Genomic DNA, 19493 nt, shown 5'->3' with positions numbered 1-19493 from the left:
ATGGAGCTTCCGATGATCCGCACCGCCCTCCTCGCCCTGGCTTTCACGACCCCGCTCGCAACCGCCGCCGATCTCGTCGTCCACGTCGACAACGTCAAATCGACGTCGGGCCAGGTCATGGTCGCCCTGTACGACAACGCCGACGCCTTCCTCAAGCACCCGGTCCGCGCGGAAAAGGCGAAGGCCGACAAGGCCGGCACGACGCTCGTGTTCCACGACGTCGCACCGGGCGACTATGGTTTCGCGGTGTTTCAGGATATCAATGACAACGGCCGCATGGACCGCAACCTGATGGGCATCCCGACCGAGCCGATCGCGTTCAGCAACAACGCCCAGGGCCGCATGGGCCCGCCGGACTTCGCCGCCGTCAAGCTGGCCGTGCCGGCCGCCGGCCTGGACACCGCCGTGACCCTGCGCTGAGAGGCCGCCATGCAACGCCGCCACTTCCTCAAAGCCGGCCTCGGTGTCGCCGCCCTCGGCATCACCGGCTTCGCCCGCGCCGACGCCCGCACGACGTACCAGCGCTTCCACGCCGCCCTCGCCCGCGATGCCGAGTTGACGGTGTACGCGAACCTGGAAGGCAGCCAGCAGGGCCACGCCCACGTCGAAGGCCGGATCCCGGACGAGTTGCAAGGCACGTTCTTCCGCAACGGTCCAGGCCGCTTCGAACTGGGCGGCGAGCGTTACCACCACTGGTTCGACGGCGACGGCTACGCCCAGGCCTGGCGCATCGAAGGCGGCACGGTGACGCACCAGGGCCGCTTCGTCGAGACCCGTAAATTCCTCGACGAATCCGCCGCCGGCCAGTTCCTGTATCCCGCCTTCGGCACGGACATCGCGCGGCGCGGCTTTCGCGACAACGACAGCCTGAACACGGCCAATACGAACCTGCTGCCGTTCAACGATCGCCTGTACGCACTGTGGGAAGGCGGTTCCGCGACGGAGCTCGATCCCGCGACCCTCGCCACCATCGGCATCCACACGTGGCGCGACGACCTCGCCGCGATGCCGTTCTCCGCGCATCCGAAGATCGAGCCGGACGGCACCCTGTGGAACTTCGGCGCCCTGCCAGGCGGCGACAGGCTCGCCCTGTACCGCATCGGTGCCGACGGCAAGGTGCTGCAGGCGGGCGCGGTCGAGGTGCCGAAGCTCGCGCTGCAGCACGATTTCGCCGTCAGCGCGCGCCACCTCGTGTTCGTCGTGCCGCCGTACGACATCTCGGATGATGCCACCCTGAGCCTGGCCGACCGCCACGTGTGGGCGGGGGAAAAACGCGGCGCCCGCATCGTCGTGGTCGCCAAGGACACGCTCACGATCCGCCGCGTCTACGACCTGCCGCCGCGCATGGCGTTCCACTTCGGGAATGCGTGGGACGAGGCCGGCGGCAACGTCACGCAGGTCGACCTCGTCCTGCACGACGGCGACTTTCTGAAAGCGACAAGCCGCGTGATGGAAGGCGAACGCGAACCGAACCGGCCCGCCCTGCACGCCGCCATGCGCATCCGCCTCGATCACGCCGGCGGCAAGGTGGCGGCGACCCGCCTGCTCGACGGCGCCGAATTCCCGCGCGTGATGCCGCAGGTCGTCGCGCGGCGCCACGGCCGTCTCGCCATGCTGTCCAGCGATGCGCGGAACACGTCGCTGATGCTGGACACGGTGAACGTCGTCGACGTGGAGCGTGGCCGCACGGACAGCTGGCGCTTCGCTGCCGGCTGGCGTGCCGAGGAGCACGTGCTCGTGCCGCGCCAGGGCGATCGGTCCGAAACGGATGGCTGGCTCGTGGGCGTCGCGCAGGACACGAACACGGCCACGAGCGCCTTGAGCGTGTTCGACGCGGCGCGCGTGGCCGAGGGGCCGGTGGCGCTGGCCCGGCTGCCCTATCGCACACCGCATTGCTTCCATGGTAACTTTCTGGCTGTTTGAGACAGGAACACCATGACCACACCCGCCACGCCCTCGATGCACCCGCTGGAATCGTTCGCGCCCTTCCGACGCTGGCGCCCTTCGCCGCTGCGCAACCTCGTCTACACGTTCGTATGGAACGGCATCATCGGCGTCGCGCTGGCGTGCGTGGCGCTCCTGTTCGGCAGCCGCGCGCCGGTCGCCACGCTGCTGACGGAAATGCTGTTCGCGTCGAACGTGATCGGCTTCCTCATCCACGGCGTGGTGCACCTGCTGCGCCGCATCGCGCCCGGACGCGACAGCGCGGCGATGCGGGCCGCCAGGGTGCTGCTGACCGCGTGTTGCGCCCTGCTCGGTCTGGCCGTCACGGACGCCGTCCTCGGTGGCCGCAGCACCTTCGACGCGCTGCTGCACACGGGCCTGATGGCGCGCTACCTGCCGGGCGCCATCGTGGTCGCGCTGCTGATGGCCGGCGTGCTCACGGCCGGCGAGCGCCGCGTCGCGCGCGAGATCGAGGCGGCGCGCCAGCAGGAGCAGATCGCCGAGGCCGCGCGCCTGCTCGCGGAAGCGCAGCTGCGCACCCTGCAGGCGCAGATCGAACCGCACTTCCTGTACAACACGCTGGCCAACGTCGTGAGCCTGATCGGTTCCGACCCGGTCCGGGCCCGCCACATGCTCGAGCGCCTGATCGATTTCCTGCGCGCGAGCCTGTCGGCCAGCCGTGCGGAACACGCCACGCTCGGCGCCGAGATCGACCTCGCGCGCGCCTATCTCGACCTGCTGACGGTCCGCATGGGCGCCCGGCTGCGCTACCGCATCGACGTGGACGACGCCTGCCGCGCCGCCGCCATCGCGCCCATGCTGATCCAGCCGCTGGTCGAAAACGCCGTCATGCACGGCATCGAGCCGAAAGTGGATGGCGGCACGATCGTCGTGCGGGCGCGCCGGACGGAGGCGGGTTTGTGCGTGGAAGTGGCCGACGACGGGGCGGGCTTGACGACCACTGCGCCGCGCCCGGGCGGCGGCGTCGGCCTGTCGAACCTGCGCGAGCGCCTGCGCACCTTGCATGGAAATCTTGCTAAGATACAATTGCTCGAAAATCAAGACGGAGGCGTCACCTCGCGTCTGATCCTGCCCGCATAACGTTTTACCGAGGTGCCATCATCGACCCCATCCGCGCCCTGCTTGCCGACGACGAACCGCACCTGCTGGCCTACCTCGAAGAACAACTGGCCACCGCCTGGCCGGAACTGCGCATCGTCGGCCGCGCCGGCAACGGCATCGAAGCGCTGCGCCTCGTCGACGAGCTGACGCCCGACATCCTGTTCCTCGACATCCAGATGCCCGGCCTGAACGGCCTCGATCTCGCTGCCCGCCTCGTCGATGAGAAGAATGCGCCGCGCGTCGTGTTCACGACCGCGCACGAGGCGTACGCGCTGCAGGCGTTCGAGCACGCCGCGTTCGACTACCTGCTGAAACCCATTCGCCTGGAGCGGCTGCAGCGGACGGTCGTACGGTTGAAGGAAACGCTGTCCGCCCCCGCGCCCGCGGCGCCGTCCGCCGACATGCTGGCCGGCCTGCTGCGCCAGCTCGGCATGGCGCCCGCCGCGCCCGCAGCCGCGCCGGCGCAGGCCGCGCCGCTGCAGTGGATCCGCGCCGCGCAAGGCCAGGAGACGCGGCTGATCGCCATCGACGAAGTCATCTACTTCCAGAGCAACGACAAGTACACGAGCGTGTTCGTGGCCGACGGCGAGCACCTGATCCGCACGCCAATGCGCCAGCTGCGCGACCAGCTCGACCCGCAGCAGTTCTGGCAGATCCACCGCGGCGTGATCGTCGCCGCGCGCCACGTGGCCGGCACGCGCACGGACTTCCGCGGCCGGCTACTGGTCAAACTGAAGGGCCGCGACGAACAACTGGTCGTCAGCCGCAACTACGCCGACCTGTTCCGCCAGATGTAAATCCCACATTGCGAAAAGGCCTTTCACGATCTGCTTCGCCTTTGCGAAAAGGTCGTGCATAATAGCGGCTGTCCTATGTCTTATATAAGACTTAGTCGTAAGGCAACATACGACGTTTGTGGCCGCCGGATCGATGTTTGACGGAGTATGATCCTCGATCTGTTCACCACCATTGGCGCGTGGCCCGGACAGCCGATGTTTTTTTAGTATTAGAACTCCAAACCCTCCCGCACATCGAGGAACCAGCGTATGAGCAGTGATCAGACCATCATCTATACCCTAACCGACGAGGCGCCCCTGCTGGCCACCCACGCCTTCCTGCCCGTCGTCGAGACGTTTGCCAAACCCGCCGGCATCCGCATCGAAGAGAGCGACATCTCCGTCGCGGCGCGTATCCTGGCGGTCTTCGCCGACCGCCTGTCGCCGGACCAGCGCGTGCCGGACACGCTGTCGGAACTCGGCAAGAAGACGCTGCAGCCGGACGCCAACATCATCAAGCTGCCGAACATCTCGGCATCGGTGGGCCAGCTGCAGGCAGCCATCAAGGAACTCCAGGGCAAGGGCTACAACCTCCCGGACTACCCGGCCGATCCGAAGACGGACGAAGAAAAAGAGATCAAGGCCCGCTACGGCAAGTGCATCGGCTCGTCCGTGAACCCGGTCCTGCGCGAAGGTAACTCGGACCGCCGCGCGCCGAAGGCCGTCAAGGAATACGCCCGCAAGAACCCCCACTCGATGGGCGAATGGTCGCAGGCATCGCGCACGCACGTGTCGCACATGACCCACGGTGACTTCTACCACGGCGAAAAGTCGATGACGCTCGACCGCGCGCGCGACGTCAAGATGGAACTGATCACCAGGAGCGGCGAGACCATCGTGCTGAAGCCGAAGGTCTCCCTGCTGGACGGCGAGATCATCGACTCGATGTTCATGAGCCGCAAGGCCCTGCTCGAGTTCTACGAACAGCAGATCGAAGACGCGCACAAGACCGGCGTGATGTTCTCGCTGCACGTGAAGGCGACCATGATGAAGGTGTCGCACCCGATCGTGTTCGGCCACGCGGTCCGCACCTTCTACAAGGAAGCCTTCGAGAAGCACGGCGAACTGCTGAACAGCCTGGGCGTGAACGTCAACAACGGCATGGCCGACCTGTACAACAAGATCGCCAAGCTGCCGGATTCGCAGCGCGAAGAAATCATCCGCGACATCCACGCCTGCCAGGAACACCGCCCGGCGCTGGCGATGGTCGACTCGGCCAAGGGCATCACCAACTTCCACTCGCCGAACGACGTGATCGTCGATGCATCGATGCCGGCGATGATCCGCGCCGGCGGCAAGATGTACGGCGCCGACGGCCGCCTGAAGGAAGTCAAGGCCGTGATCCCGGAATCGACGTTCGCCCGCATCTACCAGGAGATCATCAACTTCTGCAAATGGCATGGCGCCTTCGACCCGCGCACGATGGGCACCGTCCCGAACGTCGGCCTGATGGCCCAGCAGGCCGAGGAATACGGCTCGCACGACAAGACCTTCGAAGTGCAGGAAGACGGCGTCGCCAACATCACCGACCTGGCAACGGGCGAAGTGCTGCTGTCGCAGAACGTCGAGAAGGGCGACATCTGGCGCATGTGCCAGGTGAAGGACGCACCGATCCGCGACTGGGTCAAGCTGGCCGTCACCCGCGCCCGCAACTCCGGCATGCCGGCCGTGTTCTGGCTGGACCCGTACCGTCCGCACGAGAATGAACTGATCAAGAAGGTCAAGACGTACCTGAAGGATCACGACACGGAAGGCCTGGACATCCAGATCATGTCGCAGGTGCGCGCGATGCGCTTCACGCTGGAGCGCGCGTTCCGCGGCCTGGACACCATCTCGGTGACCGGCAACATCCTGCGCGACTACCTGACCGACCTGTTCCCGATCCTGGAACTGGGCACCAGCGCCAAGATGCTGTCGATCGTCCCGCTGATGGCCGGCGGCGGCATGTACGAAACGGGCGCCGGCGGTTCGGCACCGAAGCACGTGCAGCAGCTGACCGAAGAAAACCACCTGCGCTGGGACTCGCTGGGCGAATTCCTCGCGCTGGCCGTGAGCTTCGAAGACCTGGGCCTCAAGACCGGCAACGCGAAAGCCAAGCTGCTGGCCAAGACCCTGGACGCCGCCACCGGCAAGCTGCTGGACAACCGCAAGTCGCCGTCGCCGAAGACCGGTGAACTCGACAACCGCGGCAGCCAGTTCTACCTGTCGATGTTCTGGGCCCAGGAACTGGCACAGCAGACGGAAGACGCCGAACTGGCCGCGTACTTCGCGCCGCTGGCCAAGCAACTGGCCGAGAACGAGCAGAAGATCGTGTCCGAACTGATCGAGATCCAGGGCAAGCCGGTCGACATCGGCGGCTACTACAAGCCGGACAATGCCAAGGTCAAGGCCGTGATGCGTCCGAGCGCGACCTTCAACAAGGCACTGGAAAGCGTCGGCGCCTGATAGCGTCCTGCACCCGGTAGTCCTCTGAAAAACCCCGGTTCCGCATCCTGCGGGCCGGGGTTTTGTTTTTTCCGGCTTTTTAATTGGTCAAGCCACTTTCAATTCTGGTCTAAAAATATTTCAACTGGTCCGACCAATTTAGATAACCTCGTGCTAACATTTCCCGACCTGGCGGCCCGGCATCCGGCCAGGCACCGCCATGGCTCATCGGGAATAACAATGAAAACGACTACAATCTTGGAGACCCTGGTCCTGGCAGCCCTTGCCAGCGGCCAGGCACAGGCAGCACCGCTTTCCCTGCAAGACGCCCACATTACCGCCACCTACAACGGCAGCGCGGCCGACGTCCTCGGACTCGACCACCTGTTCGCCCAGGAACCCGGCAGCAACACCAGCACGCTCGACCCGACCGACGGCGGCGTCGAATTCCTCACGGCCGACTTCCTGTTCGGCTTCGATTTCGCCAAGGACGGCATGCTCACGATCTACGAGAACATGCCCGTCCCCACCGGCGACTACAAGCTGACCTTCGACTTCGGCGCGACGCTCCCCGCCGCCATCACGCGCTTCACGCTGCTGGACGGCAGCGCGGTCGACGGCGTGCCCGGTTTAAGCATCCTCGACGGGCACACCATCGCCGTCGACCTGGGCGGGCTCGCGTGGCATGGCGACTACGGTTCGATCACGGCGCGGATCGGCGCCGCGGACGTCCCCGAACCCGCGGTTCCCGCCCTGCTGCTGGCCGGCGCCGCCGGTCTCGCATTCAGCCGCCGCCGCGCCTGAGCCGCCCTCTGCCAAGGAGACATCCATGAGATACGCACGTATCGGGGCGGCGCTCGCGCTCGCCGCGCTCTGCCTTACCGTCAATGGCGCCACCGCCGCCACGGATCCGGCCCGCGCCACCGCGCCGCTCGACGGCTGGGCGAGCCAGGGCGGCGGCACCGTCGCCGGCGCCAATGCCGCCACCGACCAGATCTACACCGTGACGAACCGCGCGCAGCTGCTCGCGGCCATCGCCAACGGCGGCACGACGCCCAAGATCATCAAGCTGTCCGGCCTCGTCGACATGACGGAAGGCCGGCCGTACACGAGTACCGCCGACCAGTCCGCGCGCGGCGCGATCCGCCTCAAGAACAACACGACCCTGATCGGCGACGGCGCCAATTCCGGCCTGGTCAACGGCCACATCATCCTGTCGAACGTCAGCCAGATCATCATCCGCAACCTCAAGATCCAGAACCCGTGCGACGTCGCCCCCGTGTGGGACCCGACCGACGGCTCGACCGGCAACTGGAACGCGGCCTATGACGCCATCGGCATCTCGGGCTCGGACCACGTGTGGATCGACCACAACTCGTTCACCGACGCGCCGGTCACGGACAACTTCCTGCCCATCGAGAACGGCCACGTGAAGCAGTGCCACGACGGCGCCGTCGACATCACCAACGCGTCCGACTACGTGACGGTGTCGTACAACGTGTTCGGTGAACACGACAAGAACAACCTGATCGGCTCGAGCGCTTCGGCCACGGCGGACGAGGGCAAGCTGCGCGTCACCTTCAGCAACAACGTGTTCCGCGCGATCCAGTCGCGCGCGCCGCGCGTGCGCTTCGGCCAGGTCCACCTCTTCAACAACTACTACACGGGCAGCAAGACGGCCGACGTATACAAGAACAGCTACAGCGTGGGCCCCGGCGCGAATGCGAAGATCCTATCGAACGCGAACGTGTTCGAGATCGCGGGCGCGAGCGGCTGCGACAGCGTGGTCAGGAATCCGGGCGACGCCACGGCCGGCACCTTCAAGGACACCGGCTCGCTGCTGAACGGCGCGGCGCTGGGGGCATGCGCCGTATCCGGCGCGACGACGTGGACCCCGCCTTACGCCTACACGCCGCGCCCGGCCGCCCTCGTGAAGGCGAACGCGCTGGCGCAGGCCGGCGGCGGCAAGCTGGCGACCGCAATCACCGGAACGGGCAAGACCACCATCGACACGGGCCCCACGCTGAACTGCCCCGTCACCGGCCTGTACTTCTGCGACGATTTCCAGTCCGGCAGCGCGGCCAAGTGGAATTTGCTGCCCGTGGCCGGCCCGAACGGCAGTTTCGGCGTGACGGATGAAGCGGCGGGCAGCGCCAGCAAGGTGCTGCAGTACACGGCCGCGACGACGGGCGGCGTGCTTGCGCTCGTGAAGCCGGACGCCTTTACCGGCGTCCCTTCAGCCGACTATTACGTGGAAGCGCGCATCCGCCCGATGGCCAACGGCACGACGGGCAACAAGCAGCTGTACCTCGTCGCGCGCTACGTCGATGCGGCCAACTGGTATGGCGCGGGCCTGAACGTCCAGAACAGCACGACGAGCACGCAGGTCGAGATCGCGCGCATGCTGAACGGGACGCTCAGCCGCCCGAAACAGGTCAAGATGCCGATCGCGATGGATGCCCAGTTCTACACGGTCCGCTTCGAAATGATCGGCACCACGCTCACCGTCTACCTGGACGGGAAGAACCTCGGCAGCGTGACCGATGCGTCGTTCGCGCAGCGCGGCCTGATCGGCCTGTACACGGCCAATAAATCGTTCCAGGTCGACGACGTGCGCGTGGGCGACCCGCGCCAGAAACCCGTGCAGCTGACGCTCGATCCGGCCGCGACGGCCTACACGGCCGAAGCGGGCGATGCGCCGCTCACGATCGCCGTCACCGCCGTCACGGCGGACGGCACCGCCGACAGTTTCACCGTCGCGTCCAGCAATCCGGCCGTCGTCGGCGCGAGCGCGAACGGCAACACCGTCACCCTGACGCCGCTGTCCGCCGGCACCGCCAGCATCATGTTCACGAGCGGCTCCGACCCAAGCCTCACGCGCACGATCGCGGCGACCATCGGCGCGCAATTCGTCCAGCCCACGCAGACGTACGCGCTTGCGGGCGCCAGCAGCCCGGCCGCGCAGGCGGGCGCGGTGAACGTCGACACGGTGTTGAAACTGACGTTCGACAGTCCGCCCACGCTGGGCGCCAACGGCAGCATCCGCATCTTCCGCAAGGCCGACGATGCCCTGGTCGACGTGATCCGCACCAGCGGCGAGACGGATGCCCTCGGCTACCCGGGCCAGGCGCTCGTGCGGCGCGTGAACACGGCGCCGATCCGCATCGACGGCAACACGGTGCGCATCGCGCCGCACTCGGGCAAGCTCGCCTACGGCACCGAATACTATGTCGCGATCGCCGACGGGGTGTTCACCAACACGACGCTGGGCGGCCTGCCGTTCGTCGGCATCGGCAGGCTCGGTGGCTGGTCGTTCACGACGAAGGTGGCTCCGCCGGCCGCGGGCACGATCACCGTCGACGACGACGGCACGGCCGACTTCCGCACCGTGCAGGGCGCGCTGAACTACGCGATGCAGAATTTCGCGAAGACGGCGCCCGTGACGATCGCCGTGAAGAACGGCACCTACGACGAGCTGCTGTACCTGAACGGCAAGGACAACGTCACGATCAAGGGCGAGAGCCGCGACGGCGCCGTGATCCGCTACACGAACAACGAGACGCTGAACCCGGGCACCGGGTCGAGCCAGTCGCCGACGGTGGCCGGTTCGCCCGCGGGCGGACGGGCCGTGATGCTGGTCGAGAACGCGGACATGCTCGTGCTCGACACGCTCACGATCGACAACACGACGATCCGTTCAGCCTCGATCTCGGGCCAGGCGGAGACGCTGTACTTCAACAGCGACACGCGCCTCGTCGCGAAGCACGCGAACTTCACGAGCGAACAGGACACGCTGAACCTGAAGGGCTGGGCGTGGTTCTACGACACGCTCGTCGCGGGCAACGTCGACTTCATCTGGGGCAGCAGCCACGCGGCCCTGTTCGAGAACAGCGAGATCCGCAGCGTGGGCGACAGCGCCAACGCATCGAGCGGCGGCTACGTGCTGCAGGCGCGCGTGCCGGTGGCGACGGACATCGGCTACGTCTTCCTGAACAGCGCGCTGACGCACGGCCCCGGCCCCGGTCCGAACCACGGCGACGTGCCGGCCGGCGCGACGTATCTGGCGCGCAGCCCGGGGTCGACGGGCACGTGGGACAACGTCGCCTTCGTGAACTGCCGGATGGATGTCCACGTGGCGCCGGCCGGCTGGGCGGGCCAGGGTGTCAATAACCAGCCGGCGCCGAATCCGGCCGTGGCGAGCGCGGACGCGGGCTGGCGCGAGTACGGCAGCACGACGCTGGCCGGCACGCCGCTCGACCTGCGCACGCGCGTGGGCGGCTACGTGCTGTCCGATGCCGACGTGGCGAACCGTTTCGCGACGCGCGCCAGGGTCTTTGCGGCCTACGGCGGCGGCGCGGGGTGGGATCCGCAGCCGTGATCAGGGCAAGCCCTGCACGTAGCCCTCTTTCGGATAATCGATGACGTAGTCGACGTCGAAACGGGCCGTCTCGTTGGGCTTCAGCGTGCGCATCCAGCCGACCAGTCCACGCCGCTGCTCCCAGTCGCGGACGTCCGGCTCCGGACGCAGGGCCGTCTTGACGGTCACCTTGTCCGATTCGCTGACGGGCGTGGGTTCGAGCACGAGCACGTCGATCGGCTGGCGATGGGTGCTCGTCACGACATACGTCTGCGCGATGCGGCGCTGGTTGGCGCCGTTGAAGAAGCCCGCCTGGCCCGACTTGCGGTCGCGCTCCTCGACCTTCACGCGCACGAGCGGGTCGCGTCCGAACGCCAGGCGGAAGCGCTCGCCCGCCTGCGGGTCCCAGCGCAGCGCGCCGACATAGGTGCCGTCGCGCTGCAGCTGTACCTGGCCGGGCAGCCAGACGCCGTCGGGACGCGCCGCCTGCGCCGTCAGGACCGCCGCATCATTGCCGCTCCTCGGCGCGACGACAACGCGCTGCTCCGCCTTCAAGGTCTGGCGCGCCAGGCTGACGGCGATCTCGCGGCCGTCCGACGCCAGCGTGACGCGGGCCGGCACCTCGAATTCGGTCGTGAAATTCCCCTGCGATTCCAGGATGGGGGCGATGTAATCGTCCGCGTCGGCGGCGGGCGGTGGCGGTGGCGCCGCGGGCGCCGGTGCGGGCATGGCGCGGAACATGGCAGTGGTGGGGGCGACGATATTCCCGGTGGGCGGCTGGTAATCCAGCAGCCACGGCATCGGATCGGGCGCGACCACGACGAGGCTCGGCTGCCCGGTCGACAGGCGCAGCTTCACATTGGTCCAGTCCTCGCCCGTCTTTTGCGAAATGGTCGCCATCCGTTCGAGGTCGATGGTGGATGCGCTGGAATCCAGCGCGGCGCGGTACGCCGGCTTCCAGCCCGCGCGCTCGACCTGGTAAGTCAGCACCAGCTTGCCGCCCTGCCGGGCCGCCACCTGCACCGTGATCGTCCGGCCGGCACGCGCGCCGGCGCGCGCCTGCGCGAGCTCGCGCTGCGCGGCGTCGAGCTGCTTCGTCAACGCGCGCTTCTTCGTCTCGTCGTTGCGCACGCGCTCGAGCGCATCGAAGGCGCCCTTGCGGATCGCGTCGAGCGTGCCGGCCAGGTTCTTCGCATCGACCGGCGCGGGCTTGTCGCCGCCCGTGCCCAGCTTCTCGAGATAGCCTTGCACGATCTGGGCCGACTTGATGTCCGCATCGATCGCGGCGACCTGGTCCTGCAGCGCCTGCACCTTCGCCTCGAGATCGGCCTCGCGCGCGCTCGGGCTGTCGGCCCGCGCCTGGTCGCGCGTGACGACCTGCCCGACCTGGATACCGGCATCGGCCTGCAGCCGGACGGTGTCCTTGTCGAAGTTGGCGGGCAGGCCCGTGATCTCGACCTGCGTCGCGCCGGCCGTCACCTGCGCGACGCGCTCCACCGTGGCGCTGCCGGGATACAGGGTGACGCTCTGGATGGGGGCTTCGGTTGCGGCGGCGGTCGCCACCGCGGCGGCCGTCACCACGAATGCCAGTCCGATTGGCCATGCCTGCTTGAATTCCATGATTCTCCTTCGGGATTGAACCCGTCGAGCTTAGCAAATGGCGCTGTCGAAAAAGCCGCGAAATGTAACGATGTCAACCATCATCTTATGACAACGTTGTTGTTGTACAATTTCTTTTGCGACAAGTCGCACACCTCACTCTCCGGGAGATCACACCATGTTTCGTAAATGCTTCGCCGAGTTCCTCGGCACGTTCTGGCTCGTGCTGGGCGGCTGCGGCAGCGCCGTGCTGGCCGCCAAATTCGCCGACGTCGGCATCGGCCTCGCGGGCGTCTCGCTCGCGTTCGGCCTGACCGTGCTGACCGGCGCCTATGCGTTCGGCCCCGTATCGGGCGGCCATTTCAATCCGGCCGTCACGGTCGGCCTGTGGGCGGGCGGCCGCTTCCCCGCTCGCAATATCGTGCCGTACGTCGTCGTGCAGGTATGCGGGGCGATCGCCGCGGCAGGCGTCCTGTATGCGATCGCGAGCGGCAAGCCGGGCTTCGACCTCGCGGGCGGCTTTGCCTCGAACGGCTACGGCGAACACTCGCCGGGCGGCTACTCGCTCGGCGCGGCCCTCGTCACCGAATTCGTGATGACGTTCATGTTCGTGCTGATCATCCTCGGCGCGACGCATACCCGCGCACCGGTGGGCTTTGCCGGTCTCGCGATCGGGCTCGCGCTGACGCTGATCCACCTGATCAGCATCCCCGTCACCAACACGTCCGTCAACCCGGCCCGCAGCACGGGCCAGGCGCTGTTCGTCGGCGGCTGGGCGGTCGCGCAACTGTGGCTGTTCTGGCTCGCGCCGCTGGTGGGCGGCGTGCTGGGCGGCGCCGTGTACCGCATCCTGCTCGAACGCGACGAGACCGAGCCGGCGATGGAAGGACGTCCGGTCCGCACCTGAACGCCGGCCGCACACGGCGCATAGGCGGGCTGCTGCACGATTTTGCTGGCGGCCCGCCGCGCGGCACCTAGAATGGTGAAAGCGTCACGCCCGCGGGCGCGGTGACGTGGCGCCCTCATCTCGGGAGGTTGCCATGTATCGTAAATGTCTCGCCGAATTCATCGGCACGTTCTGGCTCGTGCTGGGCGGCTGCGGCAGCGCCGTGCTGGCCGCGACATTCCCCGACGTCGGCATCGGCTTCACCGGCGTCGCACTGGCCTTCGGGCTCACCGTGCTGACGGGCGCCTACGCGCTCGGTCCGGTCTCCGGCGGCCACTTCAATCCGGCCGTGACCGTCGGTCTCTGGGCGGGCGGCCGCTTTCCCGCCCGCCAGATCGGCCCGTACATCCTCGTGCAGGTGGCCGGGGCCATCGCGGCGGCGGCCGTCCTGTACGCCATCGCGAGCGGCAAGCCGGGCTTCGATGCGGCGGCCGGCTTCGCCGCCAACGGCTATGGCGCGCACTCGCCCGGCAACTACTCGCTGGGGTCGGCGCTGGTCACCGAAGTGGTCATGACGTTCATGTTCGTACTGATCATCCTCGGCGCGACGCACACGCGGGCGCCGGTCGGGTTTGCCGGCCTCGCGATCGGGTTGGCGCTGACGCTGATCCACCTGATCAGCATCCCCGTGACCAACACGTCCGTCAATCCGGCCCGCAGCACGGGGCCCGCGCTGTTCGCCGGCACCTGGGCGCTCGCGCAGTTGTGGCTGTTCTGGCTCGCGCCGCTGCTGGGCGGTGCATTGGCCGGCATGTTGTACCGCGCCGTGCTGGAACGCGAGGTGTCCGAGCCTGCGGTGGAAGGCCAGCCAGACGTGGGACTGCGGCCGGCCCACCGCTGATCAGCGTGCCGACGCGCTCGAACGTGCCCAGCAGGCGCGCCGCGTTGGCGGTGCCGGCCAGCAGCGACTGCGCGGGCGTCAGGCCGTTCTCGACCATGTAGCGGAACTCGCGCGCATTCGTGCCGTGCGCGATCGGCACGCCGATCTGCACGGCGTGGCGGAACGTCTGGCGCAGGTGCGCCGCGGCGGCGCGGCCCCACGCGTGCGACTCGCCGATCACGGCATTCATTTCCTCCTGCGACAGCTCCGGCGCATCGACGGGATCCGACAGCGACAGCACGCCGCCCGACGGCATGAACTTGATGACGTTGGCGCCGTACTTGATCTGGTAGCGCACCGCGGCGCGGCACTCTTCCGGCCCGTTGCACACGCCCTGCAGCGGCTCGGCCAGCGGCAGTTTATGCGGCGGGACCGGGTCCTGGTCCGCATGGCCGCCGATGGAGCCGACCGCATGGTTCGACACGAGCATGCGCGGCCCCGGCACCTTGCCCGCGTTCGCGCACGGACGTGAAGCCCGCTTCCAGCGTGATGCGCGCGTAATAGGCGCCGTACAGCGCCTGCTCCGCCGGGAATCGCATCATGTTGTCGAAGAAGTCGCCGTACCAGTTGTCGCTGCCCTGGCCGGACAGGTCGGTAGGAAAGCGCCGATGTTACGCCCGGATATTCTTATTAACAACGTGATCGCATGCTGCGCTGCGGTTACGCGGACTTGCGGCGGCGGCGGATGAGGGCCAGCGCGCCGGCACCCAGGCCGAACGTCGCGATACTGACCGGTTCCGGCACGGCGTTCAGCTGGTCGGTGCTGGCGAACGTGGCGTAGGCGGCGGCATTCGCGGCCTTGAACTGGGCCTGCATGGCGCCGTCGCAGCAGCCTTCGATGCCGTAGATCTTCAGGACGTGGTTGCCGGCCGCAAGATCGAGCGCGCCCTGCAGGCTGCCGTTCGCCGCGCCGTAGCTGTTGGCCCACCACATGTCGTGCGTGTTGTAGCCGAGGGCAACGCCGTCGACGAACAGGGCGCCGCCGAAGCCGAAATCGACGCCGGTGCGGAAGTTCCACGTGCCGGCCTGCGCCGCGGTGACGCCGAAATCGATCGTGGACTCGAAGGCGTAATTGCTGATCCCGCCGAAGTAATCCTTGACCGCCAGGTTGTCGTACACTGCGACGGACTTGCTGCCCTTGTACGCGGCAGGATCGGCGATGGCGGCATCCACGGCCAGCTTGTATGCAGCCGCGTTTGCCTGTGACGCGGGCGATGTGGTCGCCACCTGTACGGTAATGACGCTGGCGTTGGCATCGAGGGCGAAGCTGGCAAGCAGGGCAAGGGCGAGTCGGTAGCGCGCGTTCATCGCAGGTTTCCTTAATTTGTTTAACTTAGATCAATATATCATTCCAAAAAGAATTTTGTCATTACAAAAAGTAATCTTTGTTGTTTATTTATTACTTAACGTCAATACGACGCAACACGACCGGCCAGCCATGACGCCACGCCGCCAATCGGTTTCCGCGAACTTCCTGATGGGTGGAGGCATCCTGCCGCTGGCCCTGTACATCGCCTGGGTCGCCGCCTTCCTGATCACGACCGTGCCCGGCCAGCCGCCCCGCGTCCCGATCATCGATCCGATCGGCATGGTGGGCCTCGGCATGGTCGTGTACCTCGGCTCGTTCATCGTCGCCGGGCTGGGCATCGTGTGGTCGTGGCTGCTGGCGCGGGCTTACCCGGAGCGGCGCACGCGCCGGGCACTGGTCCTGCCCGTCATCGTCATCCTGGTGCTGGTGCTGCCGTTTGTCGTTCCGTGATCAGTTCAATCCGCCGCGCCGCGCCGCGTGCTTGCCCAGCGCCGCCAGATCGAGATCGGCATCGCCCTGCGCGACGGCATCCTGCAAGGTCGACTTCAACGTCTCGCCGAATGCCAGCGGCAAGCCCTTGCCCTGCCCCGCCTCCACCGCGAGGCGCACGTCCTTCAGGCCCAGCGACAGTTTGAAGCCGGCCGGAGAATAGCGCTCCTCGGCGATCATCCCGCCATAGCCTTTGTAGACGGGCGAGCCGGCGAACAGCGTGCTTGTGACGAGGTCGATGAAATTCGCGGCCGGCACGCCGTGGGTACGCGCCAGCGCGGCGCCCTCGCCCGTCGCTTCGATCGCGCAGGCGAGCATCAGGTTGCACGCGAGCTTGATCGCATTCGCCTGTTCCGGCTCGCTGCCGAAGCGCCACGTCTTTTGTCCCATCAGGTCGAACAGGGGCTGCACGCGCGCGATCAATTCGTTGCTGCCGCCGGCGAGGATGTTCAGCTTGCCCGCTGCCGCGACGTCCACGCGGCCCAGCACGGGCGCGGCGACATAGCCCACGCCGCGCTCGACGTGCAGCGCCGCCATCTCGCGCGCGAACGCGACGGAGACGGTGGCCATGTTGACGTGGATGCTGCCGGGCGCCATCGCGGCCAGCACGCCGCCGTCCAGCAGCACGGCGCGCGTCGCGTCGTCGTCCGCGAGCATGGTGAAGACGACGTCGGCGATGCCGCACTCGGCGAGCGTCGCGGCCGGCTTCGCGCCGAGCGCCGCCAGCGCCTGCACGGGCTCCGGGCTGCGGTTCCAGACGTGGACGGGCTGGCCGGACTTCAACAGGTTGGCAGCCATGTGGTGGCCCATGCTGCCCAGGCCGATGAATGCGATGCTCATGCGTGTTCCTTTGTTCGAGTGTCTGCCCGCCTGCGGGCCAAACCGATATTAAACAGTGAAAAGCTTGACGGTGTCGTACCGCGCGCGTTCAACAGGACGAATTTCAAGCCTGCTTATGTTATCGTTAACCTATATATCTTGATATACACAGTAACTATAACAAGCCATATCTCGCATCTTGCGAGATCACGGGCAAGGCGACGGGGACGCCCGGTACGCCCTTGAACGTGACAGTCCCGGCGCCCGATGTCGTGAGGCTGAGGTGTCGCTGGTCATTGATGTTCACTCTTGGAGGGGTACCGATGAAAAATCGTTCTATGCGCATCCGACACATCCTCGCGACACTGTTCCTGGCAAGCACCGCCACGCTGCCGGGTCACGGCACGGCACAGGCCACCGGATTCACGCATCCGGGCACGCCGCTCACCGTGTCCGATCTCGCGACGCTCAAGTCCTACGTCGACCAGGGCAGGCAGCCATGGAAGTCCGGCTATGACCAATTGAAGGCCGATGGCAAATCGCAGTCCACCTACGTCATGGCGGGTCCATTCGCGACCGTGAGCCGCAGCCCCGACATGAATCTCTGGCCATGGCGTAACGACATGATCGCCGTCTGGAATCTGTCGCGGATGTGGTATTTCACCGGCAACGACGCCTACGCAAAGAAAGCGCACGATATCCTGATCGCGTGGGCGACCAACCAGACGGCGTTCTCGGGCAGCGAGTCGATGCTCGACCTGGGCGACTACGCTTACCGGTTCGTGGGCGGCGCGGACATCCTGCGCGGCACCTGGTCGGGTTGGACTGCCAGCGACACGGCCACGGTCAAGGCATATTTCGCCAATGTCCTGATTCCGGCATCGAACCCTTACGGCGAAAACATGTTCGGCGCCGCCAACAAGGGCGCGCTGGCGCTGAATGCGCTCGGATTGATGGCCATCTTCAATGACGACACCGCGTTGCTGGACCAGGTCGTTGCCCAGACGCGCACCCTCGCCCACATCGGCCTGCGCAGTTCCAACGACATCGGCATGCTCGGCGATTCCCTGCGCGACCAGGGCCACGCCCATGGCCAGCTGTTGTCGCTGTCCATGCTCGCCGAAGCGCTGTGGAAACAGGGCATCGACGTCTATGCCGATCTCGACGAGCGCCTGCTGGCGGCAGGCGAATATTTTGCACGGGTGAACGAACTCGCGCCGACGCCGTTCCTCCCGTTCGGCACCACCGACGCCTACTACATCGCCGACAACACCAACCGCGGATGGGGCGGCGGGAACATCGCGCTCAATGTGATCCATGGCGCCTACGCTGTCCGCAAGGGCAGGCCGGCCCCCTACATCGCGCAGCGGCGCCTCTGGATGCCGGTGGACAGCACCAGCTTCATGTTCATGAAGGAGGTCGACACCTCGACGGCCGCGCCCGCCCCGGCGCTCGCCATTCCCGCGACCGTCTCGATCACTTCGGGCTTGAATGATATCGATATCGGAAACAGCACCCCGGCCGGCACGTCGTCGTACGCCAACGGCACATGGACCGTGAAGGGCGCAGGCGCCGACAGCTGGGGCACGGCCGATGGCGGTCACTTCGCCTACAAGGCCCTCACCGGCGACGGCGCGATCATCGCGAAAGTCGAGACGATCCAGAACACCAGCCCGTACGCCAAGGCGGGCGTGATGATGCGCACCGGCCTGGCCCAGGGAGCGGCGCGCGCCACGATGCTCGTGACGAACCAGGTCAAGGTCGAACAGAACATGCCGAACCTTGCTGTCTACGGCGGCACGAACTATGGCAACAAGGCCCTGCCCATCGCGAACACCGTGCCCTCTTACTGGGTGAAGCTCGAGCGCATCGGTAACATGATCACTGGCTACGTGTCTCCCGACGGGACCAACTGGGCCGCGACCGACGTCGGCCGTATCGACGGCACGCTGCCCGCCACGATCTATGCCGGCCTGGCGGTCGTCTCGCATGCCAACGGCACGCTGAACACCTCCACCTTCAGCAACGTCCAGGTCACGGGCGGCAACGGTGGCGCGCCGGGCGTCATCCCGGCCGCGCCCGCCACGCTGCTGGCCGAGCCGGGCGACGGGGCCGTTCCGCTGCGCTGGCAGCAGTCCTTCGGTGCCACCAGCTACACGGTCAAACGCGCCACGTTCAGCGGTGGTCCCTACACGACCATCGCATCGGGCGTCACGGACGGCAGCTACACGGATAATTCGGTGAGCAACGGCATGACCTACTACTACACCGTCACCGCGGCCAACACCGCCGGCACGAGCGCGAATTCTCCCGAGGACAGCGTCACGCCGGTGCATCCGCTGACGAACGTGGCCACCGGCGGCAGTGCCACCGACGGCGCCAGCAACGCGGCCAACGCCGGACTGGCCTTCGACAGGAACTCGGCGACGAAATGGCTCTACGGGGCCCCGACCGGGTGGCTGAAATACGACCTGGGCCACACGGAGACCGTCCTGCGCTACACGGTCATCAGCGCCAGCGACGTGGCCCCGCGCGATCCGAAGGACTGGCAGTTCCAGGGCTCCAACGACGGCACCACGTGGACGACGCTCGACGCGCAAAGCAACCAGGTGTTCGCCAACCGTCTCCAGCCGAAAAGCTACGCGGTCGCGGGCGGAGGCGCGTATCGCTGGTACCGCATCAACATCACGGCCAATAATGGCGATACCGCCTCGACGGCGCTCTCGGAGCTCGGGCTGTTTGCCGCGAAGCCTTGAGACGCGGCAGGG

Annotated in this window: 14 protein-coding genes; 11 read left to right on the top strand and 3 right to left on the bottom strand. The window is 66.9% G+C overall.

From position 1 onward, the window contains the following. Window positions 1-12: 12 nt before the first annotated feature. From QPK29_RS13490 to QPK29_RS13460, 7 genes are all read left to right on the top strand, one after another. Window positions 13-420, top strand: coding sequence for a DUF2141 domain-containing protein (locus tag QPK29_RS13490; protein ID WP_371763987.1), 408 nt, complete (start codon window positions 13-15; stop codon window positions 418-420). A 9-nt stretch (window positions 421-429) separates the two neighbouring features. Further along, window positions 430-1923: a carotenoid oxygenase family protein gene (locus QPK29_RS13485; protein WP_371769126.1), complete on the top strand. Its 1494-nt coding sequence runs from the start codon at window positions 430-432 to the stop codon at window positions 1921-1923. 12 nt (window positions 1924-1935) lie between these two features. After that, a complete protein-coding gene (locus QPK29_RS13480) occupies window positions 1936-3045 on the top strand; it encodes a sensor histidine kinase (RefSeq protein WP_160409172.1) in 1110 nt (369 codons plus the stop codon). Window positions 3046-3107: 62 nt separating this feature from the next. Beyond that, complete coding sequence (locus tag QPK29_RS13475) at window positions 3108-3863, top strand: LytR/AlgR family response regulator transcription factor (RefSeq protein WP_056130723.1); 756 nt, start codon at window positions 3108-3110, stop codon at window positions 3861-3863. Between the two features lie 249 nt (window positions 3864-4112). Then, entirely contained in the window at window positions 4113-6347 is a 2235-nt protein-coding gene (locus tag QPK29_RS13470; protein WP_371769125.1) for an NADP-dependent isocitrate dehydrogenase, read from the top strand. A gap of 237 nt (window positions 6348-6584) precedes the next feature. After that, window positions 6585-7130: a PEP-CTERM sorting domain-containing protein gene (locus tag QPK29_RS13465; RefSeq protein WP_400189770.1), complete on the top strand. Its 546-nt coding sequence runs from the start codon at window positions 6585-6587 to the stop codon at window positions 7128-7130. Window positions 7131-7155: 25 nt separating this feature from the next. Continuing rightward, a complete protein-coding gene (locus QPK29_RS13460) occupies window positions 7156-10704 on the top strand; it encodes a pectinesterase family protein (protein ID WP_371769123.1) in 3549 nt (1182 codons plus the stop codon). Here QPK29_RS13460 and QPK29_RS13455 read toward each other — a convergent pair whose 3' ends face one another. Then, window positions 10705-12303 (bottom strand): DUF4139 domain-containing protein, encoded by a 1599-nt coding sequence (locus QPK29_RS13455; protein ID WP_371769122.1) that lies wholly within the window; start codon window positions 12301-12303, stop codon window positions 10705-10707. A 157-nt stretch (window positions 12304-12460) separates the two neighbouring features. On the opposite strand from QPK29_RS13455, the gene aqpZ (QPK29_RS13450) reads away from it, so the two are divergent. Continuing rightward, window positions 12461-13189 carry an aquaporin Z gene (aqpZ, locus tag QPK29_RS13450; protein ID WP_371769121.1) on the top strand — a complete coding sequence of 243 codons (729 nt, stop codon included), beginning with the start codon at window positions 12461-12463 and terminating at the stop codon, window positions 13187-13189. Window positions 13190-13322: 133 nt separating this feature from the next. Next, on the top strand, window positions 13323-14069 hold the full coding sequence (aqpZ, locus tag QPK29_RS13445) for an aquaporin Z (RefSeq protein WP_371769120.1): 747 nt from the start codon (window positions 13323-13325) through the stop codon (window positions 14067-14069). A gap of 699 nt (window positions 14070-14768) precedes the next feature. On the opposite strand, the gene QPK29_RS13440 is transcribed toward aqpZ (QPK29_RS13445), so the two are convergent. Then, the gene (locus QPK29_RS13440; protein WP_371769119.1) at window positions 14769-15416 is read right to left on the bottom strand and encodes a CCXG family PEP-CTERM protein; all 648 of its coding nucleotides are present in this window, start codon (window positions 15414-15416) and stop codon (window positions 14769-14771) included. Between the two features lie 130 nt (window positions 15417-15546). Here QPK29_RS13440 and QPK29_RS13435 point away from each other — a divergent pair, with 130 nt between their 5' ends. Then, window positions 15547-15867 carry a hypothetical protein gene (locus QPK29_RS13435; RefSeq protein WP_371769118.1) on the top strand — a complete coding sequence of 107 codons (321 nt, stop codon included), beginning with the start codon at window positions 15547-15549 and terminating at the stop codon, window positions 15865-15867. Here QPK29_RS13435 and QPK29_RS13430 read toward each other — a convergent pair whose 3' ends face one another. Then, window positions 15868-16746 carry an NAD(P)-dependent oxidoreductase gene (locus QPK29_RS13430; RefSeq protein ID WP_371769117.1) on the bottom strand — a complete coding sequence of 293 codons (879 nt, stop codon included), beginning with the start codon at window positions 16744-16746 and terminating at the stop codon, window positions 15868-15870. A 302-nt stretch (window positions 16747-17048) separates the two neighbouring features. On the opposite strand from QPK29_RS13430, the gene QPK29_RS13425 reads away from it, so the two are divergent. Then, the gene (locus tag QPK29_RS13425) at window positions 17049-19481 is read left to right on the top strand and encodes an alginate lyase family protein (protein ID WP_371769116.1); all 2433 of its coding nucleotides are present in this window, start codon (window positions 17049-17051) and stop codon (window positions 19479-19481) included. Window positions 19482-19493 lie beyond the last annotated feature (12 nt).

Source organism: Massilia orientalis (genome assembly GCF_030411975.2).
Classification (GTDB): domain Bacteria; phylum Pseudomonadota; class Gammaproteobacteria; order Burkholderiales; family Burkholderiaceae_D; genus Telluria; species Telluria orientalis.
Note: the sequence above shows the minus strand (reverse complement) of the source record. Positions and strands in the feature narration are given on the sequence as shown.